At 43.4% G+C, this 25,139-nt stretch carries 19 protein-coding genes and 1 pseudogene; 14 read left to right on the plus strand and 6 right to left on the minus strand.

Annotated elements, in window-relative coordinates:
- Nucleotides 1–810: a glycosyltransferase family 2 protein gene (locus U0035_RS14595; protein WP_114793227.1), complete on the plus strand. Its 810-nt coding sequence runs from the start codon at nt 1–3 to the stop codon at nt 808–810.
- Here U0035_RS14595 and U0035_RS14600 read toward each other — a convergent pair.
- Entirely contained in the window at nt 807–1,997 is a 1,191-nt protein-coding gene (locus U0035_RS14600; protein WP_114793181.1) for a glycosyltransferase, read from the minus strand. The genes U0035_RS14595 and U0035_RS14600 overlap by 4 nt on opposite strands.
- A 131-nt stretch (nt 1,998–2,128) precedes the next feature.
- Nucleotides 2,129–2,929, minus strand: coding sequence for a glycosyltransferase family 2 protein (locus tag U0035_RS14605; RefSeq protein ID WP_114793180.1), 801 nt, complete (start codon nt 2,927–2,929; stop codon nt 2,129–2,131).
- Nucleotides 2,930–3,110: 181 nt separating this feature from the next.
- On the opposite strand from U0035_RS14605, the gene U0035_RS14610 reads away from it, so the two are divergent.
- The 6 genes from U0035_RS14610 to U0035_RS14635 all read left to right on the plus strand — a co-directional run bounded on the left by U0035_RS14610 (nt 3,111) and on the right by U0035_RS14635 (nt 7,901).
- Entirely contained in the window at nt 3,111–3,749 is a 639-nt protein-coding gene (locus U0035_RS14610; RefSeq protein WP_114793179.1) for an LON peptidase substrate-binding domain-containing protein, read from the plus strand.
- 64 nt (nt 3,750–3,813) lie between these two features.
- Nucleotides 3,814–4,542 carry a type III pantothenate kinase gene (locus U0035_RS14615; protein ID WP_114793178.1) on the plus strand — a complete coding sequence of 243 codons (729 nt, stop codon included), beginning with the start codon at nt 3,814–3,816 and terminating at the stop codon, nt 4,540–4,542.
- Complete coding sequence (locus U0035_RS14620) at nt 4,535–5,941, plus strand: hypothetical protein (protein WP_245957845.1); 1,407 nt, start codon at nt 4,535–4,537, stop codon at nt 5,939–5,941. The genes U0035_RS14615 and U0035_RS14620 overlap by 8 nt, the downstream gene beginning before the upstream one ends.
- A gap of 41 nt (nt 5,942–5,982) precedes the next feature.
- Nucleotides 5,983–6,549, plus strand: a complete 567-nt coding sequence (lptC, locus tag U0035_RS14625; RefSeq protein WP_245957844.1) for an LPS export ABC transporter periplasmic protein LptC — start codon at nt 5,983–5,985, stop codon at nt 6,547–6,549.
- Between the two features lie 110 nt (nt 6,550–6,659).
- Entirely contained in the window at nt 6,660–7,481 is an 822-nt protein-coding gene (locus U0035_RS14630; protein ID WP_114793176.1) for an SDR family oxidoreductase, read from the plus strand.
- Nucleotides 7,482–7,622: 141 nt separating this feature from the next.
- Nucleotides 7,623–7,901: a hypothetical protein gene (locus U0035_RS14635; protein WP_114793175.1), complete on the plus strand. Its 279-nt coding sequence runs from the start codon at nt 7,623–7,625 to the stop codon at nt 7,899–7,901.
- Between the two features lie 57 nt (nt 7,902–7,958).
- Here the strand turns inward: U0035_RS14635 and lptB are convergent, their stop codons facing one another.
- Nucleotides 7,959–8,756, minus strand: a complete 798-nt coding sequence (gene lptB / locus U0035_RS14640; protein ID WP_114793174.1) for an LPS export ABC transporter ATP-binding protein — start codon at nt 8,754–8,756, stop codon at nt 7,959–7,961.
- Nucleotides 8,757–9,049: 293 nt separating this feature from the next.
- Here lptB and U0035_RS22995 point away from each other — a divergent pair.
- A pseudogene (locus U0035_RS22995) lies at nt 9,050–9,142 on the plus strand (energy transducer TonB); the annotation flags it as partial.
- Nucleotides 9,143–9,258: 116 nt separating this feature from the next.
- Here U0035_RS22995 and U0035_RS14645 read toward each other — a convergent pair.
- On the minus strand, nt 9,259–10,776 hold the full coding sequence (locus U0035_RS14645; protein WP_170138322.1) for a GH3 auxin-responsive promoter family protein: 1,518 nt from the start codon (nt 10,774–10,776) through the stop codon (nt 9,259–9,261).
- A gap of 260 nt (nt 10,777–11,036) precedes the next feature.
- Between U0035_RS14645 and U0035_RS14650 the strand changes: the two genes are divergently transcribed.
- The 6 genes from U0035_RS14650 (at nt 11,037) to U0035_RS14675 (ending at nt 21,554) form a co-directional block, all read left to right on the plus strand.
- Complete coding sequence (locus U0035_RS14650; RefSeq protein WP_114793173.1) at nt 11,037–12,605, plus strand: glycerol-3-phosphate dehydrogenase/oxidase; 1,569 nt, start codon at nt 11,037–11,039, stop codon at nt 12,603–12,605.
- 149 nt (nt 12,606–12,754) lie between these two features.
- Nucleotides 12,755–15,991 carry a SusC/RagA family TonB-linked outer membrane protein gene (locus U0035_RS14655; protein ID WP_327138695.1) on the plus strand — a complete coding sequence of 1,079 codons (3,237 nt, stop codon included), beginning with the start codon at nt 12,755–12,757 and terminating at the stop codon, nt 15,989–15,991.
- A gap of 26 nt (nt 15,992–16,017) precedes the next feature.
- A complete protein-coding gene (locus tag U0035_RS14660) occupies nt 16,018–17,556 on the plus strand; it encodes a SusD/RagB family nutrient-binding outer membrane lipoprotein (protein WP_114793336.1) in 1,539 nt (512 codons plus the stop codon).
- Nucleotides 17,557–17,584: 28 nt separating this feature from the next.
- Entirely contained in the window at nt 17,585–19,108 is a 1,524-nt protein-coding gene (locus U0035_RS14665) for a DUF5689 domain-containing protein (protein WP_114793335.1), read from the plus strand.
- A gap of 166 nt (nt 19,109–19,274) precedes the next feature.
- Nucleotides 19,275–20,768 (plus strand): glycerol kinase GlpK, encoded by a 1,494-nt coding sequence (gene glpK, locus U0035_RS14670; protein WP_114793334.1) that lies wholly within the window; start codon nt 19,275–19,277, stop codon nt 20,766–20,768.
- Nucleotides 20,769–20,843: 75 nt separating this feature from the next.
- Nucleotides 20,844–21,554: an MIP/aquaporin family protein gene (locus U0035_RS14675; RefSeq protein WP_114793333.1), complete on the plus strand. Its 711-nt coding sequence runs from the start codon at nt 20,844–20,846 to the stop codon at nt 21,552–21,554.
- A gap of 19 nt (nt 21,555–21,573) precedes the next feature.
- Here the strand turns inward: U0035_RS14675 and idi are convergent, their stop codons facing one another.
- Complete coding sequence (gene idi / locus U0035_RS14680; RefSeq protein ID WP_114793332.1) at nt 21,574–22,083, minus strand: isopentenyl-diphosphate Delta-isomerase; 510 nt, start codon at nt 22,081–22,083, stop codon at nt 21,574–21,576.
- 96 nt (nt 22,084–22,179) lie between these two features.
- Complete coding sequence (gene carB / locus U0035_RS14685; protein WP_114793331.1) at nt 22,180–25,029, minus strand: carbamoyl-phosphate synthase large subunit; 2,850 nt, start codon at nt 25,027–25,029, stop codon at nt 22,180–22,182.
- Nucleotides 25,030–25,139: the final 110 nt, after the last annotated feature.

Here is a 25,139-nt window from a genome sequence, read left to right on the forward strand (position 1 = left end):
ATGACTTCAAAGAAAAAAAAAATAGATATATCGCTTGTTGTATCTACCTATAATTGGCCTTCAGCGCTGCGATTGTGTTTAATGAGTATTCTTGAGCAAACAATGATGCCTCGTGAGGTTATTATAGCTGATGATGGTTCAGAGCTCGAAACTACAGTCCTGCTTGAAGAATTTAAAAATAAATTTCCTATTCCTTTAGTGCATGTTTGGCAGAAGGATAATGGTTTTCAACTAGCTCGCATACGTAACAAAGCTATGGCAAAAGCAAAAGGAGAGTACATCGTACAGATTGATGGGGACCTTATTCTTCACAAAAGCTTTGTTAGGGATCATTTTAAATTTAGAAAAGAAAAAAGTTTTGTTACGGGTAGCAGAGTAATGCTTTCCAAGGAGTTGTCGGAGCGCTTACTTGCAAATCAAATCATAAAAGTGTCATTGTTTTCAAAAGGAGTATCAAATTTTTTTAATGGAGTGAGGATGCCTTTTATAGCCAGGCGAATGGAGCGATATAGAAACAGAGATGTAATGTATGTGAGGGGATGTAACATGGCATTCTGGAAAAGGGATATTTTTGCTGTAAATGGATACAACGAATCCTTCGTAGGATGGGGACGAGAAGACAATGATATTGCTGTGAGATTGAATAATGCCGGGTTGAAAAAAAGGGCTATGAAGCACGCCGGTATAGTTTTTCATATTTTTCATACGATAAAATCCAGGGCCGATTTAGAAGAGAACGATATTTTGTTAAAGCAAGCAATTGAAAATGGTATTATCCTCTCTCCAAAAGGTTTAGATCAATATCTTTAATCGATATGGCTCTTGGCGAAAATTGCATCTAGTTTTTTATAGGCAGATTTTGTACTGAAAAACAAGTCAAAACTTGATTCTGCTTGTTTGCTCTGCCGGGAATAGAGTTCTCTGTCCGTCAGGAGGGCGGTAATAGCGATAGCAAATTGCATTCCGTTTTCAACCACTGTACAGCCGTTGTTTACTTTGTTTAAAAGGCCGTCTACTCCTCTCGGATTGCAAACAACAGGTAATCCAAACGATAAAGCCTCCACTACTTTTACTTTGATTCCCGTGCCCGAAAGCATTGGACAAATCGCTATTCTAGTCTTTGCATAAAAAGCGCCCAAATCATCAACAAAACGTATTTTATGCACATTGGGGTATTCCGATAAATGGTCGGTTATTTTACCAATAACACATATTTTTAAGCTTGAGGGTAATGAAGGGTATACTTCACTGAAAAACCAGCTTGCAGAAACCTTGTTATGGATGATGTCACTCGCCACATAGATGATATCGTACTCTTTCTCGTCAAAAGGCACCATCGAATCGAGAGATGGCTTGTCAAGCATAGTTTGTACAAGACTTACCTTTTTATCACAAAACTGGCTGAATATATAATGTTCTTCTACAGAAACTGTCCAAATGTTATCGAATAAAGAAAGACGCTTTATTTCCTCCCTGAAGGCTTTTCCTATATCAAAATTCTTTTTTCTTTGAAATTGTGATGTAAAAAAGTCATGTGTGTCTATAATTTTTATAGCACTTCCAAGGTAGGGGTTGTTTTTTATAAGGCTGTAGCAGGTAACATAATTGATGTAAATAAAATCATACTCGTTATTCTTTAAAATTTTGTCGAACTGTCTTTGATAAAAGAGAGTAATATGATCGCTTATGGCTGGGGCATAAAAGCCCGCTTTTCTTTTTATAAAGAAATGTGGAAGTTTGTGTTGAAAAAAATAACGAAGGATATTTTTTTTTGAAGGTTTACGATCAAGAATATGAACTGATTTGACCAGGCCTGTTTTGTGTATTGCTTCTACATCAGCAGCAGACCACATGCCCCATTCCTTGTCGCTAATAAAGTCAACTTCAAATCCCCGAATTTTAAAATATTTCAATAACTGCAAACTCCAAGTCTTATTACCATGATTTTTCCCCAGCGGATTATCAAGCATTTGATATAAAATCCTTTTACCAATCATTATTCAAAAATAAATTATTCTAGGGAGTTCGTCGGTTGAAAAACAGCAAACCATATCAACCTTTACCTTACAGGCCTGGAAATAACCTTCGGAATGAGAAAAAACGCAAACTAGCGGCATTGCGCTGGGTATTATAAATACTGGCTTAATCCCTTTTCCACAAAAGTTAGCTTTTGTGAAATTGCCTGTGTCATTTTTTTTATGTTCTCCGCATCAAGATCACGACTAAAAATTGGATGATGAAAGTGGTAACAGACGGCGCCAAATTTTAGAAACCTCTTTTTTATACCACTATTAATAAGCCTAATTGCTATATCATTGTCTTCGCGTCCCCAGCCTATAAAAGATTCATCATAGCCGTTCACCAAAAGCAGATCTTTCTTCCAGAATGCCATATTGCAGCCTTTGACATAATATTGATATCTTCCCCGGTTTTTGTAAAAACCCGCAAACATTTCTTGTAAAAATGGCAATCTTATTTCATTTAGCTTATTTCTGCTTTTGAATAAAAGACTCCCATTTAAATGCAATCCGCTTATCAAAAGCTGGTCTGTTACTCTTTTTGAAAATAATACTCTGCTTCCTGTTGCAAAATATTTGTGCTTTGCAAACCGGATATGATCTCTTACAAAATCTCTTTGAAGAATAATGTCGCCGTCAATCTGAATGATGTAATCCCCCTTGGCAGCTGCAATACCTTTATTTCTTATCTGTGCTACCCGAAATCCCTGGTCCTCCTGCCATATATGGATGATTGGAATGGGGCTTGATTTAGCCAAATCGTTTACTACCAGCCTTGTTGAATCGGCCGATCCATCGTCACATATTACAATTTCCATTGGCAGAATGCTTTGAAGTAAAACGCTCTGTATACTCAGCGTTAATGCCTCCGGCCAATTATAGGTAGTTATTAATACGGATACAGTAAACATAGCTTCGGAGATGCAATTTAATGATTTTTAGGTAGTAATTTCATTGGATTTACAAAGATGGCCGCAAAATTATCAAAATACCAAAGCACCGGAATAAGTATCGTTACCTGCGTTTATTAAAAAAAGAAGCGATTATGGCATTGTAAAGTTGTATTGGCATCTTTTTCGCAAATTTGCACCTATGACCAATTTTATTCCCATATTTCCGCTCCAGGTAGTCGTATTCCCGGGAGAAGATCTGAATCTGCATATTTTTGAACCGCGGTATAAACAATTGATAAGCGAATGTTTTGAACAAAAAAAGCCATTTGGCATACCAGCTGTAATTGGGAGTGAGCTAAAAGATTATGGCTCGTTGATCTACATCGAAGAAATTGCGGCAACCTACGCCAATGGTGAAATGGATATTAAGACCAAAGGAGATAAGGTTTTCAGGATACTCGAAGTAATCAAAACGATTCCCGATAAGTTGTATTCAGGGGCTATTGTTAACTATCCCAATAACGAGTTGGAGGGGGATCAGCAGGTAATGAAGATGCTGGTGACAAAAATGAAAGACCTGCATGCCGGTTTACAGGTTAAAAAGAATTTTCATAAAGAAGATCATGAATTGAATTCCTACGACATCGCTCACCATTCGGGCCTTACCCTGGAGCAGGAATATGAGTTTTTGCAATTAACCATGGAGCGCCAGCGGCAGGAGTACTTAAAAAGACATTTCGAGGCTGCCCTGCCTGCTTTTGACGAAATGAAACAATTAAGAGAAAAAATACAGATGAACGGTCATTTTAAAAACCTGTCTGGATTTGATCTGAAGTAGCCATACCCGGCCAACTTATCAACTACTTAACCAGTCAACCAAATTTTTACCTACTTTCACATCCATGTCCACTACTCTTTGTTTTGACTTTGGTAATACCAGGAAGAAAGTCGCCGTGTTTACAAATGGCGAAATTGCGAAAGTGCTGACGTTGGAAGATGACGCCACAGCTACCATTAATTCAATAATAAGTACTTACCGGCCTAACAGGTCAATACTTTCTTCCGTTATTAATCACAACCCGGAGCTGGAGGATGTGCTGAAAAAGAATACCCGCTTCCATTTGTTGAATCATGCGTCAAAGTTGCCTGTAACAACGCCGGTAGGCAAGCCTGAAACAATTGGTGCAGACCGGTTAGCGATAGCTGCGGGAGGAGTTCATCTTTTTCCCGGGAAAAACCTGTTACTTATAGGCCTGGGTACCTGCATTACTATCAATTTTGTAAATAAGTATAAAGAGTTCCTGGGCGGATCTATTTCCCCCGGCCTGGAAATGAGGTTAAAATCCCTGCAATACTACACGGCAAAACTCCCATATACCCCTGCGAAGGCCGATGTTCCTTTAATTGGATATGATACTGATACGAACATATTATCAGGCGTTATTTTGGGAATGTCCTATGAATTAGATGGATTTATAGATGCATATAGTGCTAAATTTGACAACTTTAACGTGGTATTAACCGGCGGTGATACACAACATTTGGCATCACACGTTAAAAACAGGATATTTGCCGACCCTGATTTAATATTTAAAGGTCTTTATGCGATTAGTGAAATTAACAATGCTTAGGAAATTCGAACTGAGGGCACCCCTGGCATTAACGATACCTTCAATTTTTTTATTTATTGGAGCTTCAGCGCAGGATAATTCTCCCTACTCCAGGTATGGTTTGGGAAATCAGGCGCCCACTACTAATGTGGCCAACAGGGGAATGGGGGGAGTCGCCGCTGCATACAACGACCCTTACACAGTTAACTACGCTAACCCCGCCTCTTACTCATTTTTTCAGTCTTTACAGGAGCCTAATTCGAAAAAGCTGAACTCAGGGCGAATTGTTTTTAATATAGGTGCAGATGGACAGGGACGTACTATTAGTGATCAGTCGGAAACCAACAAATTTACTTCTCCTAACTTGTTGTTCAGCCATGTAATGATTGGTTTACCGGTGCGAAAAAATTGGGGTATTGCTTTTGGCGTGCGGCCGATAACCAATATCAACTATAAAATTCAGAGCAATGGCAATCTTTACAATCCCAATAGTGGTGCGTTAATCGACACAGCCTCCACTCTTTATGAAGGACAGGGAGGCGCTTACCTGGGCTCATTGGGAACCGCCGTTAAATTCAAGACAGGCAAATCGCAGTATTTAAGTTTAGGCGCCACTGCCGGATATATGTTTGGAAGCCGCGATTATAACAGCCGCTTGTCATTGGGTGATCCCAACTCTACAGCAACTCAATATGCAAGAGCACACTATGAGAATAAAACCAACATCGGAGACTTTTATTTTGATGCCGGTTTACAATACCATTTTAAAGCCAGCGAAAAAATATATATGAGCCTGGGCGCTTTTGGAAACTGGAAGCAGGATATCAGGACGAATAATAGCACCGTGGTGCAAACCTTTAACTATAGCACGGAAACGGGTTATATACCTATTGACACCGTTACATTTACGAAGGACAATCCCGGTAGCTTCATATATCCTTCCAGTATTACCGGAGGGTTTATTATTCAAAAAATAGGAGGCGGACAGGAGAGAGAAGCGGGTTGGTTAATTGGAGCCGACTTCACCAGCAATAACTGGAATCAATATCGTGTAAACGGAATACCTGACCCGGAAGTAAAAAGCAACTGGCAAGCCAAAGTGGGTGCAGAGTTTCATCCCGCTCCTAAAAATAATTTGTTTAGCAGAACTTCGTACAGGATAGGCGCCTTTACCGGCCCGGATTATATTTATACCCGGCAAACAAAAATACCTGTATTGGGTATTACAGCCGGGTTGGGATTGCCTATTTTAAATTATAGCCAAATGAGTCGCCAGGCCAGCATGATCAACCTGAGCTTCGAGTATATCAAGCGGGGTAATAGTAGTAACATTCTCCGTGAAAATCTCTACCGGCTTTCTGTTGGATTCTCGCTTACCGACCTCTGGTTTGGTGGAAAAACCAAGTACTACGAAGATTAATAAGCATCTTGCCCTATCTTAGTTTTATTCAAGCATCCATTTTGAAAAGGTTTTTGATCTTTATAGCAGCTCTGGGTTGGTTCTCCTGCGAGAACAGCGAGAGCGATATCAAAGCCCTGTCCGGCAAAAAGATTCAAAAAGATGAGTCCATTAAGGTGGAAAGTTTTCTCTCCCAGGGTGGTGTTGTAAAAGCCCGGCTAACAGCCCCCGTAATGCTGCGCGTAATGGCGCAAATGGGAGTGGATACCCCTTACGTGGAATTTCCTAAAAAATTGCATGTAGACTTTTACAATGAGCAGAAAATGGTAGAGAGCCGCCTGGATAGCAAGTACGGGCGCTATTTTGAATCTCTAAACAAAGTATACCTGCGGGACAGTGTAAAAGTGATTAGCATTAAAGGAGATACGCTCACCTGTGATGATCTTTGGTGGGACCAGAGTCAGCAAAAATTTTATACCGATAAACCTGCCAAGCTCAGGTCGCCCGATAACTTTATTGACGCGAAATTTGGCCTGGAAGCTACTCAGGATTTTAAAGATATTAAGTTTAAAGAGGTAAAAGATAGCCGTATTCTTACCGAAGAAGGCGCTGTTCCCAGCGGCCAGTAAATTGCAATCTCAAATTTTGAAGGTTTAATTTAACAGTAAGCTGAATACTGCGGCTTTTTAGTATCTTAACCTGAGCAAACACTTTAATCTTCCACGTTAACCCGCCAAACATGTCATTAAGAAATAAAACCGCATTTATTACAGGAGCCAGCCGCGGCATCGGTAAAGCTATCGCGTTGCGCCTGGCTAAAGAAGGTGTCAATATCGTTGTTGCTGCGAAATCTGTAAGGGAAAATGAGAAGCTCGGCGGCACTATATTTACAGCTGCCGCAGAAATAGAGGGCGCAGGAGGAAGGGCGCTTGCCGTACCCTGTGATATAAGAGACGAGGCTATGATACAGGATGCCGTGGCTAAAACAGCAGCAGCGTTTGGGGGTATTGATATAGTGATTAATAATGCTTCTGCTATTGCCCTTACTAAAACGGGGGAAACGAAAACCAACCGGTTCGACCTGATGCACGATATCAATGTAAGGGGCACTTTCCTGGTAGTAAAAAACTGTCTTCCTTATTTAACCCGATCTCCGCATGCACATATTCTTACTTTATCACCCCCCGTTAACCTGAACCCAAAATGGCTGGGCAACCATATTGCTTATACGATGAGCAAGTACAACATGACCATGATGGCCCAGGGTTGGGCGGAAGAGTTGAAGCAGGTTCCGGTGGCTTCTAACGCTTTGTGGCCTAAAACCACAATCGACACCGCAGCAGTGAGAAACCTCCTGGGCGGTGAGACTTTGGCAAACATGAGCCGTACCACTGATATAGTGGCCGACGCTGCTTATTATATCCTGAAGGAATCTCCGGCTGAATGTACCGGCCATAGCTTTATTGATGAAGATGTTTTAAGAAAAAATGGCATCACCAACTTTGATCATTATGCTGTAAAAAAGGACGTATCATTATATACCGACTTGTTTCTGGACTAGATCTTTGCAGTTTTTTAAGAATAAACCAGCTATTTTCTCAACAAATAGCTAAAACAGTTGACTGTTTACCTGATTTGTACAGTATTTGATTTTAGATGGATGAGCGCACTGCTCTATTAATCTTTAACCAAATTGAATATTATGGACAAAATGGAAAAACTGGAAGCAATGAATAAGGTATTACGTGAGCTGGAAGACGTAAAGAATAGTGAAACATCCGTTCTGAAAAAAGTAGCGCAAATAGAAGCAGAAAATATTAATTTGGGTATAAATCTGTTAGATAAAACATTGCCCGATATTCACGAGTACTCGGACAAATCAATAGAAACGATAGAAAGCCTGCTCAATGAATTTACAGCGTATCGCGACAAATTTGTAAAAGATAATAACCTGGCTCCAAACGAAGAAGTTATTTCATAATTGGTTTTTTACTAGGGGTTTAGCAAACTGCCCGCAATTTTTGGTTGCGGGCAGTTTTTATTCTGTAGGTTCAACAGGCGCCGATTGCTGATTTTCAGAACTCCTGATCGCTTCCTCCAGTATATAATCTTTCCGTTTGAGCTCAAAGTTCCGGCCCAGGTATAACTTACGTACCTGCTCATTAGCCGCCAATGCTTCTGCTGTCCCCTGTTCAAAGATCTTCCCGTCGATCAGCAAATAAGCGCGATCGCAAATGGAAAGGGTTTCGTTTACGTTGTGGTCGGTAATAAGAATACCGATATTTTTAAACTTCAGCTTTGCAACGATGCTTTGGATGTCTTCTACTGCTATCGGGTCGATACCGGCAAAGGGCTCATCCAGCAATATGAATTTGGGGTTTACCGCCAGTGCACGGGCAATTTCGGTTCTGCGGCGTTCACCTCCACTCAATACATCACCATTGCTTTTACGTACATGGCCTAGCCTGAATTCTGCCAGCAGTGATTCCAGCTTCTCTTTTTGTTCTGTTTTGCTGAGCTTGGTCATTTCCAGCACCGCCGAAATATTGTCTTCCACACTTAGCTTTCTGAATACAGAAGCCTCCTGTGGCAGGTAGCCGATGCCCATCTGTGCCCGCTTATACATGGGCAGTTTGGTAATGTTCTCATCGTTCAGGAAAACATTGCCTTCATCTGGTTTGATCAAACCCACCACCTGGTAAAACGAGGTCGTTTTACCGGCTCCGTTGGGTCCCAGCAGCCCCACAATTTCGCCCTGGTTTACTTCAAAAGAAACATTATTTACAACGGTACGTTGGCCGTAACGCTTCACCAGGTTTTTTGTACGTATGGTCATCTCCATAAGGCACAAAAGTAACATGGTAATTTGATAATAACAGAATCTTGAACTGTTAAAAGTGAACTTGAGGCATACACGGATTAATTTAATGACTTTTTTATGGGAGGTTTGTGTTTATAGGGTCTTATCAGAAATGAAACGAATTATTCTGGCAACTTTTTGGTTTTGTTTTGGTGTGAATGGATTAGCGCAGAACCCGGATCCAGAAACAGCTATATTTCCCCTGAGGCTTCGTTTCGGGGAGGGCATAGGTCATTTGTTGATTTTGTCAAAAGAAAAAGTGTTATCCTGGCAGTGCAAAAAAGGACGGGGTCGAAGGCGTGGTTATAGTAAAGTTTCTTGTAGATACAAGTGGTATATTGTCTCAAATTGTAAAATCTTAAAAACTGTCAGACGTGATATTGATGCTGAGGCGATCCGTATTTTTTTATTCAGTAAGTGGATACCTAAAATGATAGGAGAACGTAAAGTAGACGCTTACAGGAGGACTCCTGTGTATTTAGCTTACAGTAGCATTTGCCGCTAAAATCTCTTCCACATATTTTCTCTCATTACAAAGCCGGGGTACTTTATGTTGACCGCCCAATTTGCCCTTCAATTGCAGCCATTTATTGAAGCTCCCTTTGGACATATTGTGTACTTTGGGCAAGCTCAGCGCAATATTCTTGTACCGTTTGGCTTCGTAGTCGCTGTTGATGCTTTGCAGGGCAGTATCCAGTTCGGTAATAAAAATTTCCAGGCTGGCTGGTTCTTTCTCAAATTCTATCAGCCATTCATGTGCGCCATTGCTGTTATCAGAGAAATAAACGGGCGCAGCTGTGTAATCATTTACAACGGCGCCGGTTTTCTTACAGGCGATATCAATAGCCTGGTCGCTGTTGTCTACAATTACTTCTTCCCCGAAAGCATTGATATAATGTTTTACCCGGCCGCTGACAATTATTTTGTAGGGGTCTTTAGAAACAAATTTAATGGTGTCGCCCAGTAAGTACCGCCACAGGCCTCCGTTAGTGCTGATCACCAGGGCATAGTTGGTGTTGAGTTCCACATCTTTTAAACCAATTGTTTGAGGATTGACCGTGCCATACTCTCCCATAGGCATAAATTCCAGGAAAATGCCATGGTCGGTAAATAACACCATACCATTGTCGCCAGGCAGTGCGTTGGCCGCGAAAAAGCCCTCACTGGCATTATAAGTCTCCAGGTAGTGAATAGGTTTACCAATAATGCTTTTAAACTGCTCGCGGTAGGGCGTAAACGAAACGCCGCCATGCATGTATAATTCCAGGTCGGGCCATATTTCTGAAATTGTTTGTTTGCCCGTCATTTCCAGTAACCGTTTAAACAGTATTAATGTCCAGGTAGGAACACCGCTGATCGAGGTTACATTTTCATTGACTGTCTGAAGCGCCATTTTTTCCAGCTTATCCTCCCATTTATCCATCAACGCAATTTCGAGATCGGGTGTACGAAGCCAGTGACCCCAGAACGGGCTGTTTTGTAAGAGTACGGCACTCAGGTCGCCATATTGGGCTTCGTTATTCACGGGATTAATGGTGTGACTACCTCCTAATACCAGCCCTTTGCCGGTAAGCATGGCGCTATCGGGGTTGTAGCTGTAGTACATCGTCAGTACATCTTTGGCGGCTTTAAAATGACAATCTTCCAGGCTTTCTTCACTAATCGGGATAAACTTGCTTTTATCACTGGTGGTGCCGCTGCTTTTGGCAAACCAAAATATAGGACTGTTCCAAAGCAGGTTTTGCTCTCCTTTCATCATTCTTTCTATATACGGCTTCAGGTCATCGTACCCGCAAATAGGAACAGCTTTCTTAAAATCCCTGATATTATAAATATCGTGGAAGTTGTGTTTGCGGCCGAACTCGGTGTATTGAGCCGAGGTGACGAGATTCTGAATCACTTCCCGCTGCGAATCCACAGGATGGCTACGCCATGCATCAATGCGCCATTGACGCATGCGGGCAAGAGATGATATGGCAGGACTTAACAGAGCCATAGTGACTTGCGCAATATTAACACAAAAGCTTAATAAATGAGCAGGTCAAGGATGGGAATCATTCGAAACCTTAAATCCGATTATGAAAGTTAATAAAAGTAAAGCAACCCGGAAGGGAACCATATTTGAATAAAAAGAATTAATAAAAATAAAACATAATAATATGAAGTTTTTTAAAAATTATATTTTGTTTTGATTTTTGAAAACTTTCATTATATTTGGTTTCATTGATTTTCGTTTTAAATAAATCGAAACTTTTTATGCAGCATATTTTTAACCGCGATTACGTCTTGCAGCAACTGGGTTCCAGGGAAATCTGGGATGTAGTAGTTATTGGCGGTGGTGCTACAGGCTTAGGTGTAGCTTTAGATGCTGTATCCCGCGGTTATACCACCCTTTTAGTGGAGCAGGCTGATTTTGCCAAAGGCACTTCCAGCAGAAGCACGAAACTGGTTCACGGCGGAGTCCGTTACCTGGCCCAGGGTGATGTAAAGCTGGTACGGGAAGCCTGCATAGAAAGAGGACTGCTTCAGAAAAATGCGCCTCACCTGGTAAAGAACCAAACTTTTATAATTCCTGTTTACAATGTATGGGACAGAATAAAATATACCCTGGGTTTGAAGGTTTATGACTGGATTGCGGGGAAGTTGTCTTTAGGAAAATCTGTGTTTGTACCCAGAAGCGAAACCTTGAAGCAATTACCCGGCATTAAAGAAAAGGGGTTGCTGGGTGGTGTTTTATACCACGACGGACAATTTGATGATTCGAGGTTAGCCCTCAACCTGGCACAAAGCATTGCAGAGAACGGGGGATTGGTGCTGAATTATGCTGAAGTCACCGGACTCCTGAAAAATAAAGACGGTAAGCTCAATGGAGCAACTATTGTTGATACAGAAAAATCCAGATCTTACCAGGTAAAAGCCAAAGCCATTGTAAATGCAACAGGTGTTTTTGTAGATGATATCTTGAAAATGGATGATGCTGAGGCAGGCCAGACAGTAGTGGCCAGCCAGGGCATTCACCTGGTGGTTGATAAGAAGTTTTATCCCTCGGCTCATGCACTGATGATTCCCGAAACGAGTGACGGCCGTGTATTGTTTGCCGTTCCCTGGCATAATGAAGTAGTGCTGGGCACCACCGATACACCTGTAGGCCAGCCCAGCATAGAGCCCCGGGCATTAGAAAAGGAAATCAACTTCATATTGCAGACCGCATCGGCTTACCTGGATCAGCCCCCCACACGTAAGGATGTTTTAAGTGTATTTGCCGGTTTACGTCCGCTGGCAGCTCCTCAGAGTGGTTCCCAAAAAACCAAGGAAATTTCAAGGAGTCACAAGATCATCACCTCGTCATCTGATCTGTTTACGATCATTGGCGGCAAATGGACCACTTTCAGGAAAATGGGTGAGGACATGATTGATACCATTGAAAATCAGCTGCAATGGCCTTCCCAAAAAACTACTACCGAAACTAAAAGGATTCATGGCTTTAGTGAAACGGTGAACTGGAATGATCCTTTTTACTTTTATGGCGCAGACGCTGTGGCCTTAAAGAAAAATATCAATGGAGCCCATAACACCTGGTTGAGTGAAAGCCTTAAAATACACGCCGAGCAGGTGCGCTGGGCCGTGCAGCATGAAATGGCCCGGACCGTAGAAGATTTTTTAGCTCGAAGGACCAGGGCCCTCTTACTGGATGCAAAAGAGAGCATTAGAATATGTACTAATGTGGCGCATATTATGGCTATTGAATTAGGTCGTGATAACGATTGGATTCAGGCACAAATTGAAGGTTATACAAAGCTTGCAACACAGTATCAATTGGCGTAAAACCCGCTACAGTACTGTATTTGAAATGATGTGCCCGAGATGGTATTATTTAATTATTATCAATATTTAAAAAAATTGTTACCATTTTTTTTCGTGTGATTTGGAACGGTTATTCACACTTCTTTTGCAAACCAAAAAATAAGCTTCATATGTTTCCAGGAACAAAAATTTATCAACAACTGACGCAAAGTAAGTTGCTTTTAGTTGCGCTGTTTTCCTTTCTTGGGTTTACTGCCCTGGGCCAGCGAATCATAACAGGAACTGTTAGAAACGCTAAAGACAAACAGCCGCTCGCGCAGATAAGTGTGCTCGTGGAAAGAAGTTCAAGGGGTACTACTACCAATGAAAATGGTGGATTCTCCATTCAGGCAAATACTGGAGAGACCATTACTTTTTCGGGAGTAGGATATATTACAAAACAGTTGATAATAGACGCTAAAACCAACCTTGATATTGAGCTAGAGCCGGGCGAGGGTCAACTGGAAAACGTGGTGGTAACTACGGCTTTAGGTATTAAGAGAGAATCTAAATCCCTGGGTTATTCTGCTACGGTACTGGATAACCAGGATTTAACAGACGCGGTTTCAGGAAACTGGACGGACGCTTTGTCGGGGAAGGTTGCGGGATTGAACCTGATCCGTTCCGGCGCGGGGCCTACCGGGTCTAACAAAATTATTTTGCGTGGCGAAAACAACCTTACCGGCGAAAATGAAGCGTTGATAGTGGTAGATGGCGTGGTCATTAATAACGGTAGCGCGCGCCGTACCGCTAATGGCAGCGAAGCTATTTATGGTACCGGCGCCGACAATATGCCTGCCGATTATGGCAGCGGGCTTAACGACCTGAACCCTGAGGATATTGAAAGCGTAACCGTGCTGAAAGGCCCCGGTGCAGCAGCTCTATACGGGCAGCGCGGCGCCAACGGAGCCATTATCATCACCACCAAAACCTCGAAAGCCAAGAAGAAGCAATGGGCGTTCTCTTTTAACTCCAATTACGGCGTTGAAGAGATTAACCGCTGGCCCGATATGCAGTTCGAATATGGACAGGGCCTGGGTGGCGCCGCACATTACTCGTTTGATGCAGGGCCTGATGGAGGCAGCACGTCAGGTACCAGCTCGGCTTATGGCCCCCGCTTCAACGGGCAGATGTTTTATCAGTTTAACCCGGTTACAATGACGCAGGACTCAGTGCGTACGCCCTGGGTACCCTATACCAATAAGATCAGGAAATATTTTGATAAAGGCCGTACATTCACCAACAGCATTACTGCCGATAAAAATTTTGGCAATACCAATCTAAGGCTTTCCTATACCAATGTGAACAATAAATGGATCATGCCCAACACGGGTTACCAGCGCAACTCTGCGGCGCTTTCGGTTAATACCAAACTGTTTGAAAAACTTCAGCTGTCAGCAAGGTTAAACTATACCAACAAGCAAAGCGATAACCTGCCCGGCGCCGGCTATGGCAACCAGTCCGTAATGTACTGGTTCATTTTCTGGCAGCCCAATGCCGACCTGGACTGGCTCAAAAACTATTGGCATATACGCGACGGAGATGGAAACCCTATACCGCCGGGCCGGAGAATCATGTACCCTTACAGCTCTTTTCCCGAGAACCCTTATGCCGTTGCTTATGAATTCCTGAACGGGTCGAACAGGAATACTGTAGTAGGGAATGTTTCAGCTACCTATAATTTTACAAAGGACCTGAGCCTGATGGTGCGTACCGCAGGCGACTGGGGACAGGAGGACCGCTCACAGAAAAGGCCTTATGATGCCGGCACAAAATTCCCTAAAGGAAGCTATCGTACACAGGATATCGCTTCCAAAGAATGGACTACGGACTTTCTTTTAAAATACAATAAAGATTTTTCGGAGGACTTTAAAGTAACTTTCACCGGCGGCGGAAGTACCCTGAGAAATTATTATGACAGGATCGAAATGAGGGCAGATTCTCTCAAAACGCCTTTTGCTTATTCGCTTGAAGGAGCCGCCGGCCGGCCGGTATACATTCCCTATAAAAGCAAGTATGCTATTAATAGTTTTTATGGTTTAATAGCCGCATCGTTTAAAGACTATTTGTTTGTAGACCTTTCGGGAAGACAGGACTGGAACAGCGTGCTGGCAACACCTACCCGTACCACGAACAGCGGGTTCTTCTACCCCGCGCTTAATATGAGCTATATTGTTTCGGATGCGCATAAGGTGCCTCAAGCAATCAATTTTGCAAAACTCCGCTTCTCGTTATCCAGCGTGGGCAGCGGGACCACTATTCCTTACCGCACTTCTTATAATTATGTTCCCGATTTTTTGTTTGACAGCGCTTATTATCAAAACCCTAAGGTACTTGCCAATCCTGACCTGAAACCATTGCGCACCATTACAGCAGAGCTAGGCGCCAATGTAAGATTGTTTGACAACCGCCTTACTATTGATGTAGCAGGATATGTAGGCAATACAAAAAACCAGATACTTGAAAGGATCATCGATTATTCCAGCGGGTATCAAAGGGAAGTGATCAATGCAGGTAAGGTGCGCAACACCGGCTTCGAGCTGGCAGTCAACGTTAATACTATAAAATCAAAAACAAGAGAGGGTTTTAACTGGAACACCAATATTATATTTTCTACCAACAAAAACGAGATCATTAGTATGCCCGACTCAAGCCTAGTGCTCGCAAGGGGCCCAATCGGCGGCGGACAGGTTGTTGCAAAAGTAGGGGGAAGTATGGGCGATTTGTATGGCCGGGGTTATGTACGTGCCCCGGACGGGCAGATCGTATACGACGCACAAACCGGGTATGCCCTGATATCGGAAGAGGTGGTTTATGTTGGGAACACCATTCCGAAAGGTAAACTGGCTGTAGGCAATGAGTTTAGCTACAAACGGTTTCGCTTAAACCTTCTGTTCGATGGCCAATGGGGGGCAAAAGCTCACTCCCTGATGAATCATAAAATGTCAGAACAGGGTAAGCTAACTACAACCCTGCCGGGCAGGTACCAGGGCATCATTGGCAACGGCGTAATAAAGAATGCAGATGGGAGTTACCGCCCTAATGATGTGTTGGCAACTAATATAGACAACTATTACCGTTCGCATTTCGGGATTGATAACGCGGAGGGCAACACTTTCAGCACAGACTTTATTAAGTTCAGGGAAGCAAGGTTAGATTACAGTCTGCCCGAACCGCTGCTTCGTAAAATCGGATTGAGTCGCGTATCGCTGGGCGTTTACGGAAGGGACCTTTTTATATGGTCGCCCTGGCCTATGTTCGATCCGGAATTTGGGACCCTTACGGGAACCGACATTGTACGGGGCTTTGAAGTGGCGCAGTTCCCTTCCACACGAACAATTGGAGCTAATTTAGTAATAGGGTTATAAGAAAACCAAAAGATAAAATAGATATAATGAAAACAAATTTTTTTATACCTGCTATGATCTTCAGTATCATTTTGTTGATGCTCTCCTGCACAAAAGATTTTGAAAAAATAAATACGGATCCTAATAATGTGCTTTCAGTAGCGCCTCAGCAGTTATTGGCTCCGGCCTTGCGCGCTTCGCTCAATTATAACATGATACGAAATCGCAATTTCAACAACGAGTTAATGCAGGTAACGGTTGACATGAGCGATGGCGACAGCCGTGTATTCAGGTATGATTACCGTTCTACCTGGTCTGATTATTTATGGAACGGCATTTATATCGAGCTTACCAATTTTAAGGATATGTATCATATAGCCAAAGGAGATTCTACTCAGCCGCAGACAAGCTATATGGGCATTTCGCTCATTCTTCAATCCTGGCTGTACTCCATACTTACCGATACTTATGGTGATGTGCCTTTTTTACAGGCCAATAGCGCCAGAAAAGAGTACGGGGATGTAAAAGAACCGGCTTTCGATAGTCAAAAAGATATTTATCTGGGTTTATTTCACAACCTTGAGCAGGCCAACCAGCTTTTAAAGGCAGGCCAGCCTGTAGATACAAAATCAGATCCCATTTACCATGGAGACGTAGCTAAATGGCGCAGGTTTGGTAATTCGCTTTATTTACGGTTACTGCTTCGTGTATCCGCTAAAGCAGAACTGGCTTCTGCAATAACCGGTAAAATAAAGGAAATAGTGGAGACCAGTTCTTCCGAATACCCAGTGTTTACGAATAATAATGAATCAGCCATTTTAAAATGGACAGGAACGGGCGCTTATATTTCTCCTTATGTGAACGGGGTACGCGCCCAGGACTTCCGGTCGCCGGGTATAGCAGAATTTTTTATTGACAACCTGAAATATTGGAATGATCCCAGGCTAGACGGAGATAATTATGGAATTGATGGAATCAGCCGCTGGGGCATCGCAAAATCGGGAGGCGAATATGCAGGAACGGAAAGCGGTTACCCTGTTGGTGCTGATATAACCAGAGGCTCTTACTTTTATGCAACAGATCAGGCTGCAGCTATAACCATGCAAAGCGAGCCGCTTTCGGGGATGATGATGAATTATGCAGAATTGCAGTTTATCCTGGCCGAGGCGGCTGTAAAAGGCTGGATCAGTGGCCAGGCCGAATCTTATTATAAAGAAGGCGTAAAAAACAGTATCACACTTTGGCTGCCGGAATGGAATGTGGATATTGACACTTACCTCGCTACGCCGGCGTCTTCGGGAAAGCAATGGACAGAGACCGCCTCGGTGAATGATAAAATGGAAAAAATACATGTGCAAAAATACTACGCCTTATTTTTTGCCGACCTGCAGCAGTGGTTTGAACACCGGCGTACGGGGCACCCCGTTTTACCTAAAGGCAGCGGACTCGAAAACAATGGCGTAATGCCCGCCCGCATGGTTTACCCTGTTTACGTGCAATCTACCAACCCTACCAACTATAAGCGGGCGGTACAGCAGCAGGGCCCCGATCAGATATACACTCAGGTATGGTGGCAGAAACCTTAATACGACTATTTAAAAACTATAGAGTAAAATGAAAAAAGCTTTATCATACTGCATCTTATTTTTTGCCGCAGTTTTAATCGCGGGATGCAAAAAAGATGGTTATGGCAATTACCCGGGCGGCACTGTAAACCCGCTGATCTCTGTTTACGACCTGAAGTCCATATTCAAAGAAAGCCCGGTAAAATTATCGCAGTCTACCATGTTTGGCTCTTCTAAAATCACGGGTATTGTTATTTCCGATCACTCGGAGAATAACCTTCCCGAGGGACTACTGATATTACAGAATGCCGGCCGCCTCAATCAGAACAGGGGCATCGCCATTAATATCGGGGCTGCAGCGGCAGGTTATGTGCCGGGCGACTCCGTAGTAGTTACTATTGAAGGAGGGACAATGGAAAGGGTAGACGGGATCCTGCAAATAACCGGCCTTGCCAGCACTACTGTTGAAAAAAAGGGCTCTGGAAAAAATATCTATACACCTGTAGTTGGCGATGTAACTGCCATAGCGCAAAACCCTGATGTGTATGAAAATACCCTTGTCGCTATCACCAATTCGGAGTTTAATCCACCGGCAACTACAGGAGAAACTTTTGCCGGCGACAAATCTATAGATAACGGTTCGGGTAGCTTTTCTGTACACACAGAAAACGATGCTGCGTTTGCTTCAAAGACCCTGCCGTTCCTCGCTTCTTATATTGGGGTGGTCCTGAGGCAGCAGGACGTTTTCAAGCTCTGGCCCAGGAAAGGAAGTGATATCATAGTGCTCTCCGATAAGCCGCCGGTAATAGCCCCGGTTGTCATTACGGGCTTTTTGAACAATGCCATCGGGGGAGATGCCAACTATGAGTATATACAATTGATGGCTACAAAGGACATTGATTTTTCTGTTACCAATATGTCTGTTGTAACCTGTAATAATGCAGGAAGCACAGGCGCCCCTGTAATGGGCTGGGCTATTGGTGGTGTAAGGTCTTATAAGTTTAACCTTACTTCCGGAACGGTAACCAAAGGTTCTTATTTTTATGTTGGCGGCAACAAAGTAATTAATGGAGCAGCATCTACTGATATTAGTGTCGGCAACTGGATCGTGAGCAGGACCTACTCAACCGTTGAAGGCGACGGTTTTGGAAGGACTATTACCAATTTGTTGGCCAATAGCGGCAACCCAGCAGGTATCGCCGTATTCAATACGATTGATGTTGATTCTTCCACCGTTCCGGTTGATGTCATCTTTTTCGGTGGAACATCGACTAGCAACACTTTCGCGCCCGGAGATCCTCCCGCTGGTTACAAGATCACTAATACGGAATATTATGAAGCGCAAAATACAGCTGTACCTACTTTAGACGCTCAGCCATTATTCCTGATGGGAACGAATACCTTTATGTTTCCTTTGATAAATGATGAGGCCTTTAGAAAGCTGGGAGGCGTTTACAATATCCGGTCGGGAAAATGGCAGACCAAAAGAACGATGACAAACCTGGAGCTTCCTGCTACTTCGGTGCTGTCTGATATTGAAACCGGCGGCACAACGTTAAGTGAGGATAGGTAGACTATGGGACAGAAAAATAGATTTAAATATAAGTATGACCTTATTTTTAAGAGTTAATAGTGTAAGAATATAAGATTGGCCAGAACGGGAATAGCAATGAAAAGCGCTATTCCCTTAATATTGTATATATTTTGCCAGTTGTTATGGCATTTTAAAACGATTGTATATGTCAAAATACATCCTGTCATTTGATGCGGGTACTACGAGTTCGCGCGCTATTGTTTTCGACAAAAAAGGCAGCATTATCGCGGTTGCCCAGAAAGAGTTTCAACAGATATTTCCGAAGCCGGGTTGGGTAGAGCACGATGCTAATGAGATCTGGAGCACCCAGATAGGCGTAGCTGCGGAAGCCATTGTAAAAGCCGGGATTACGGCTGCTGACATTGCTGCAATAGGTATCACCAATCAACGGGAAACCGCTGTTGTATGGGATCGTGCTACTTCGCAGCCCGTTTACAACGCCATTGTATGGCAGGATCGCCGCACCAGTGATTATTGTGATGAATTAAAGAAAGACGGTACCGCTCAAATAATCAAAGAAAAAACGGGCCTGGTAACCGATGCTTATTTTTCAGGAACCAAACTGAAGTGGATATTAGATAATGTAGCGGGGGCCAGGGAGAAGGCGCAGAAGGGTGAATTATGCTTTGGTACAGTGGATACCTGGTTGCTCTGGAAGCTAACCAACGGCAAATCCTATGTAACAGATGTAAGCAATGCTTCGCGTACCATGATCTTTAATATCCATACCCTGCAATGGGATGAGGAATTGCTGCAGAAAATGGATATACCGGAAGCTATTTTACCTGAAGTACGCTCCAGCAGCGAAGTGTATGGCTATACGCAGCATCTGCTTACTTCAGCAGAAATACCGGTTGCGGGCATTGCAGGCGATCAGCAGGCTGCTTTGTTTGGGCAGATGTGTACCCAGGAGGGGATGGTAAAAAATACATACGGAACGGGTTGCTTTATGCTGATGAATACCGGTACGCAACCGGTTGCTTCAAAGAACAACCTGTTAACCACTATTGCCTGGAAGATCAATGGTAAAGTGCACTATGCTTTGGAAGGCAGTGTGTTTATAGCCGGTGCCGTAGTACAATGGCTGCGGGATGGATTAAAAGTAATTAACAAGTCATCAGATGTAGAAGCATTGACAGCAACCGAACCGGATAATGGCGGCGTGTATATGGTGCCTGCATTTACAGGTTTGGGTGCACCTTACTGGAACCAGCATGCAAGGGGAATTATTGTGGGCCTTACCAGGGGATCCAGCGATGGCCATATTGCAAGGGCTGCTGTAGAAAGCATTGCTTATCAAACAATGGATGTGCTGAAAGCTATGGAGGCCGATGCCGGCATCACTATTAAAGAAGTACGGGTAGATGGAGGTGCTACCATCAATGACTACCTGATGCAATTCCAGGCCAATCTGCTCAACACTGCGGTAGTAAGGCCCACCATTACCGAAACCACTGCACTCGGCGCCGCTTATTTAGCAGGACTGGCAGTAGGTTTCTGGGAAAGCATCGAGGACGTGCAGGCTTACTGGAAAAAAGAAAAGTTTTTCGAACCTTATATGAAGGAAGACGTTCGGGGCATGCTTCAAAAAGAATGGAAACGGGCGATAAAAGCAGCGCAGGTATGGTCGGAGGAATGATTCGATCTTGACAGTTCAATTGTTGATGCATGCATAGAACCTTGAACTATAACCTTAAACTTTAAACAAATTTCAATGAACATATTTACAAGTGAGCTCGTTGGTACCGCCATTCTCATTTTGCTGGGTAATGGTGTAGTGGCAAATGTAGTGCTCAATAAAACCAAGGGTAATAATAGCGGCTGGATTGTCATCACATTTGGCTGGGCCATGGCTGTTTTTATTGGCGTATTTATCTCCTCCAAAACCAGCGGCGGACATATTAACCCGGCCATAACAATAGCGTTAGCCTACCTGGGTAAGGTAGACCTTTCTTTAGTCCCTGCTTACATAGGAGGACAATTGTCGGGAGCTATGCTGGGATCTTTATTAGTATGGCTTGCGTACAAACAACACTATACAGCCACTGATGATACAGCCGCCAAGCTTGCTACGTTTAGTACCGGCCCTGCAATAAGAAATACATTTCATAATTTAATTACTGAGGCAATAGGGACTTTCGTACTTGTATTTGCAGTTTTATTTATTATAGCGCCAGCCAGTAGTTTAGGAGCCCTTGACGCGCTGCCCGCAGCTTTCATTGTGTTGGCTATCGGCTTGAGTTTAGGCGGAGCCACAGGGTATGCGATTAATCCCGCCCGGGACCTGGGACCCCGCATCATGCACGCCTTATTACCCATCGGTAAAAAAGGCCATAGCGACTGGGCCTATAGCTGGATACCCGTTGTGGGTCCTATCATAGGTGCATTATTAGCTGCAATTATTTTCAAATATTATATGATATAGTGAGATCCTGGTCAATTTATTACCTCATTTTGTCAATGATGATTTTAAACCATGGAGTGTAGTTTTCAGGATGCTTTGTCATGTCTATTTGAAGTGCTTCCCGTGATAGGTACTTCCAGTCGGCCACTTCATGTAAATTAATAACCGGCGCTCCCGAAAACGTCCCGGTGAATACATGATCATACTCATGTTCGGTGAGTCCGTTATCAAACTCTGCTCTATAGATAAATTCAAAGGATTTTTTCAGGTCGCATTCAATGCCCATTTCTTCCCTCAGGCGTCGCAGCGCTGCATCTTTTACGTCTTCCCCCGGGTGAGGGTGACTGCAGCAGGTGTTCGTCCACAGGCCGCCGCAGTGATACTTATCAAATGCTCTTTGCTGTAAAAGCAATTCCTTTTGATTGTTGAACAGGAGTACCGAAAAGGCACGGTGAAGCAGGCCTTTTTCATGCGCTTCCAATTTCTCCATTAATCCAATACGGTTGTCATTTCTATCAACGAGTACTACCTGTTCATTTAATGAATTCATACGGCGAAGATAATGCTTAGTTGATGGGCTACGCGGTATCAATCAAAAAGAAAAGTCCCTGCGTTTGCAAGGACTTTGGAATAAGTAGCATGATGATTATTTACTCAGGAACATGCTCCTGTCTTTATAAAGCTGTCTGAAATAAGGATCTTTCAGATCTTTAATAAAGCGGATGGCTTCACCCGTACTTTTCATTTCAGGGCCTAACTCTTTATTCACGCCGGGGAATTTGTTAAAGCTGAATACAGGTTCTTTGATCGCAAACCCGTTCAATTTCTTTTCAAATTTGAAGTCGGTCAGTTTATTGGCGCCCAGCATTACTTTAGTGGCAATGTTCAAATAAGGAATCTGGTAGGCTTTGGCAATAAATGGTGTGGTACGTGAAGCACGTGGATTCGCCTCGATCACGTAAACATTACCATCTTTAATTGCAAACTGTATATTGATCAGACCTTTAATGTTCAAGGCCCTTGCAATCTTTTCCGCGTAGTGCTCCATGGTGGTTACTTCCATCGGGGAAAGGTTGAAGGCCGGTAACATGGCGTGGCTGTCGCCACTATGGATACCTGCGGGCTCAATATGCTCCATTACGCCCATTACGTGGAAGTTTTCACCATCGAAAATGGCATCTACTTCTGCCTCCTGGCAACGATCCAGGAAATGGTCGATCAGGATCTTATTGCCCGGAATATGTTTCAGCAGGCTGATTACTGCTTTCTCAACTTCTTCATCATTAATTACGATCCGCATGCGCTGACCACCCAGTACGTACGAAGGGCGGACCAATACAGGGTAGCCCACACGGTTGGCTACTTCCACTGCTTCATCTACGGTCCATGCAGTTCCATAATCCGGGTAAGGTATTTTAAGCTCTTTCAGCATATCGCTAAAACGGCCACGATCTTCAGCAATATCCATGTTATCAAAAGAAGTACCGATGATCTCCACGCCCATTTCTTTGATCTTTTCAGCCAGCTTCAGGGCGGTTTGTCCACCCAGCTGAACAATAACACCAGCTGGTTTTTCATATTCGATCAGTTCTCGGACATGCTCCCAGTATACCGGCTCGAAGTATAGTTTATCGGCCATATCGAAGTCTGTACTTACTGTTTCAGGGTTACAGTTCATCATGATCGCTTCGTATCCGGCTTCTTTAATTGCCAGCAAACCGTGTACACAGCAGTAGTCAAATTCAATACCCTGCCCGATGCGGTTGGGACCGCTACCCAATACAATGACCTTTTTCTTATCAGTAAGTTTTGATTCGTTATGTGTTAATCCATCGGTGCCAAAAGATATGCTGGGACTGTCAAAAGTACTGTAGAAATAAGGTGTCTTTGCCTCAAACTCGGCGCTACAGGTGTCCACCATTTTATATACACGATTGATACCTAGGGTTTTGCGTTTTGCATATACGTCGTCCTCTTCAGCACCTACTAAAGCCGCAATTTGCGCATCACTAAAGCCATTTACTTTCGCTTCGCGGATGATATCGGTATTCAGATCGTCTAACCCTAATTCAGTTAGTTTTTTCTCAATTACGCACAATTTCTGTATTTCAGACAAGAACCAGCGATCAATACCATTGGTAGCTTTAGAAATAGTACCTACAGATACACCCGCCATCAGGGCGTCTTTGATCCGGAAGATCCGGTCCCATTTCGGAGTCTTGATATATTCCAGTAACTCCTCGCCATGCATGAGACTTTTACCATAATAGCCTAAGCCAATCGCGTTATTCTCCAGGCTCTGGCAGGCTTTCTGTACGGCTTCATTAAAGCTGCGGCCGATAGCCATCACCTCACCCACACTTTTCATTTGAAGGCCTAAAGTATCATTAGCGCCTTTAAACTTATCAAAGTTCCAGCGGGGAATCTTTACAATTACATAGTCGAGTGCGGGTTCAAAATAAGCCGAAGTGGTTTTGGTGATCTGGTTTTCCAGCTCATCCAGGTTATAACCAATAGCTAGTTTTGCAGCAATTTTTGCAATGGGATAACCGGTAGCTTTAGATGCCAGAGCCGACGAACGGCTTACGCGAGGGTTAATCTCAATCGCAATGATTTCCTCAGTAGTCGGGCTCATGGAGAACTGTACGTTACAACCACCCGCAAAGTTACCCAGGTCGCGCATCATCATGATGGCAGTATTACGCATCAGCTGCATACCGGTATCACTTAAGGTCATGGCCGGCGCTACCGTGATGGAGTCCCCTGTATGAACACCCATCGGGTCAAAGTTCTCTACCGTACATATAATACATACATTATCCGCATTATCACGTAATAGCTCTAATTCAAATTCTTTCCATCCTAATACTGCCTGCTCCACTAATACTTCGTGGATGGGTGATGCCTGTAAACCCCGGTTGAGGGCTTCGTCCAGCTCGTCTTTGTCGTGTACAAATCCACCACCGGTACCACCCAGGGTAAATGAAGGACGAATGACCAGCGGGAACCCTATTTCCTGCGCAAATTCTTTTCCTTCCAGGAAAGAGTTGGCCGTTTTGGCAGTTGCTACCGGCACTCCTAATTGAATCATCCACTGGCGGAACTTTTCGCGATCTTCTGCTTTATCAATAGCTTTAATATCCACACCAATCAGGCGTACATTGTATTGCTGCCAGATGCCCAGCTCCTCGGCTTCTTTAGCCAGGTTTAACGCTGTTTGCCCGCCCATGGTCGGCAATACGGCGTCGATGTCATTTTCCTGAAGTATCTGCTCAATGCTTTCAACGGTAAGCGGTAACAGGTATACTTTATCCGCCATCATAGGGTCTGTCATGATGGTGGCGGGGTTACTGTTGATCAGTATTACTTTAATACCTTCTTCGCGTAAACTGCGGGCGGCTTGTGTACCAGAGTAGTCAAATTCACAAGCTTGTCCGATAATAATGGGGCCGGAGCCGATAATCAAAACTGATTTTATGGATGTATCCTTGGGCATTTTTTTATTTTCCTTTTTACCTAAAAAAACAAATTGCGCAAAAGTACGGGTTTGGTAGGAAAGAGGGGATAAAAAATGACTGAAATGACCAATTTTTTAGAAATTTAATA

Origin of the sequence: Niabella yanshanensis (genome assembly GCF_034424215.1) — a bacterium.
Taxonomy (GTDB): domain Bacteria; phylum Bacteroidota; class Bacteroidia; order Chitinophagales; family Chitinophagaceae; genus Niabella; species Niabella yanshanensis.

Bases quoted from the DNA above. Each gene is read 5' to 3' on its own strand.
- U0035_RS14595 (WP_114793227.1), top strand. From the start codon at position 1: ATGACTTCAAAGAAAAAAAAAATAGATATATCGCTTGTTGTATCTACC.
- U0035_RS14600 (WP_114793181.1), bottom strand. From the start codon at position 1,997: ATGATTGGTAAAAGGATTTTATATCAAATGCTTGATAATCCGCTGGGG.
- U0035_RS14605 (WP_114793180.1), bottom strand. From the start codon at position 2,929: ATGTTTACTGTATCCGTATTAATAACTACCTATAATTGGCCGGAGGCA.
- U0035_RS14610 (WP_114793179.1), top strand. From the start codon at position 3,111: ATGACCAATTTTATTCCCATATTTCCGCTCCAGGTAGTCGTATTCCCG.
- U0035_RS14615 (WP_114793178.1), top strand. From the start codon at position 3,814: ATGTCCACTACTCTTTGTTTTGACTTTGGTAATACCAGGAAGAAAGTC.
- U0035_RS14620 (WP_245957845.1), top strand. From the start codon at position 4,535: ATGCTTAGGAAATTCGAACTGAGGGCACCCCTGGCATTAACGATACCT.
- U0035_RS14630 (WP_114793176.1), top strand. From the start codon at position 6,660: ATGTCATTAAGAAATAAAACCGCATTTATTACAGGAGCCAGCCGCGGC.
- U0035_RS14635 (WP_114793175.1), top strand. From the start codon at position 7,623: ATGGACAAAATGGAAAAACTGGAAGCAATGAATAAGGTATTACGTGAG.
- lptB (WP_114793174.1), bottom strand. From the start codon at position 8,756: ATGACCATACGTACAAAAAACCTGGTGAAGCGTTACGGCCAACGTACC.
- U0035_RS14645 (WP_170138322.1), bottom strand. From the start codon at position 10,776: ATGGCTCTGTTAAGTCCTGCCATATCATCTCTTGCCCGCATGCGTCAA.
- U0035_RS14650 (WP_114793173.1), top strand. From the start codon at position 11,037: ATGCAGCATATTTTTAACCGCGATTACGTCTTGCAGCAACTGGGTTCC.
- U0035_RS14655 (WP_327138695.1), top strand. From the start codon at position 12,755: ATGTTTCCAGGAACAAAAATTTATCAACAACTGACGCAAAGTAAGTTG.
- U0035_RS14660 (WP_114793336.1), top strand. From the start codon at position 16,018: ATGAAAACAAATTTTTTTATACCTGCTATGATCTTCAGTATCATTTTG.
- U0035_RS14665 (WP_114793335.1), top strand. From the start codon at position 17,585: ATGAAAAAAGCTTTATCATACTGCATCTTATTTTTTGCCGCAGTTTTA.
- glpK (WP_114793334.1), top strand. From the start codon at position 19,275: ATGTCAAAATACATCCTGTCATTTGATGCGGGTACTACGAGTTCGCGC.
- U0035_RS14675 (WP_114793333.1), top strand. From the start codon at position 20,844: ATGAACATATTTACAAGTGAGCTCGTTGGTACCGCCATTCTCATTTTG.
- idi (WP_114793332.1), bottom strand. From the start codon at position 22,083: ATGAATTCATTAAATGAACAGGTAGTACTCGTTGATAGAAATGACAAC.
- carB (WP_114793331.1), bottom strand. From the start codon at position 25,029: ATGCCCAAGGATACATCCATAAAATCAGTTTTGATTATCGGCTCCGGC.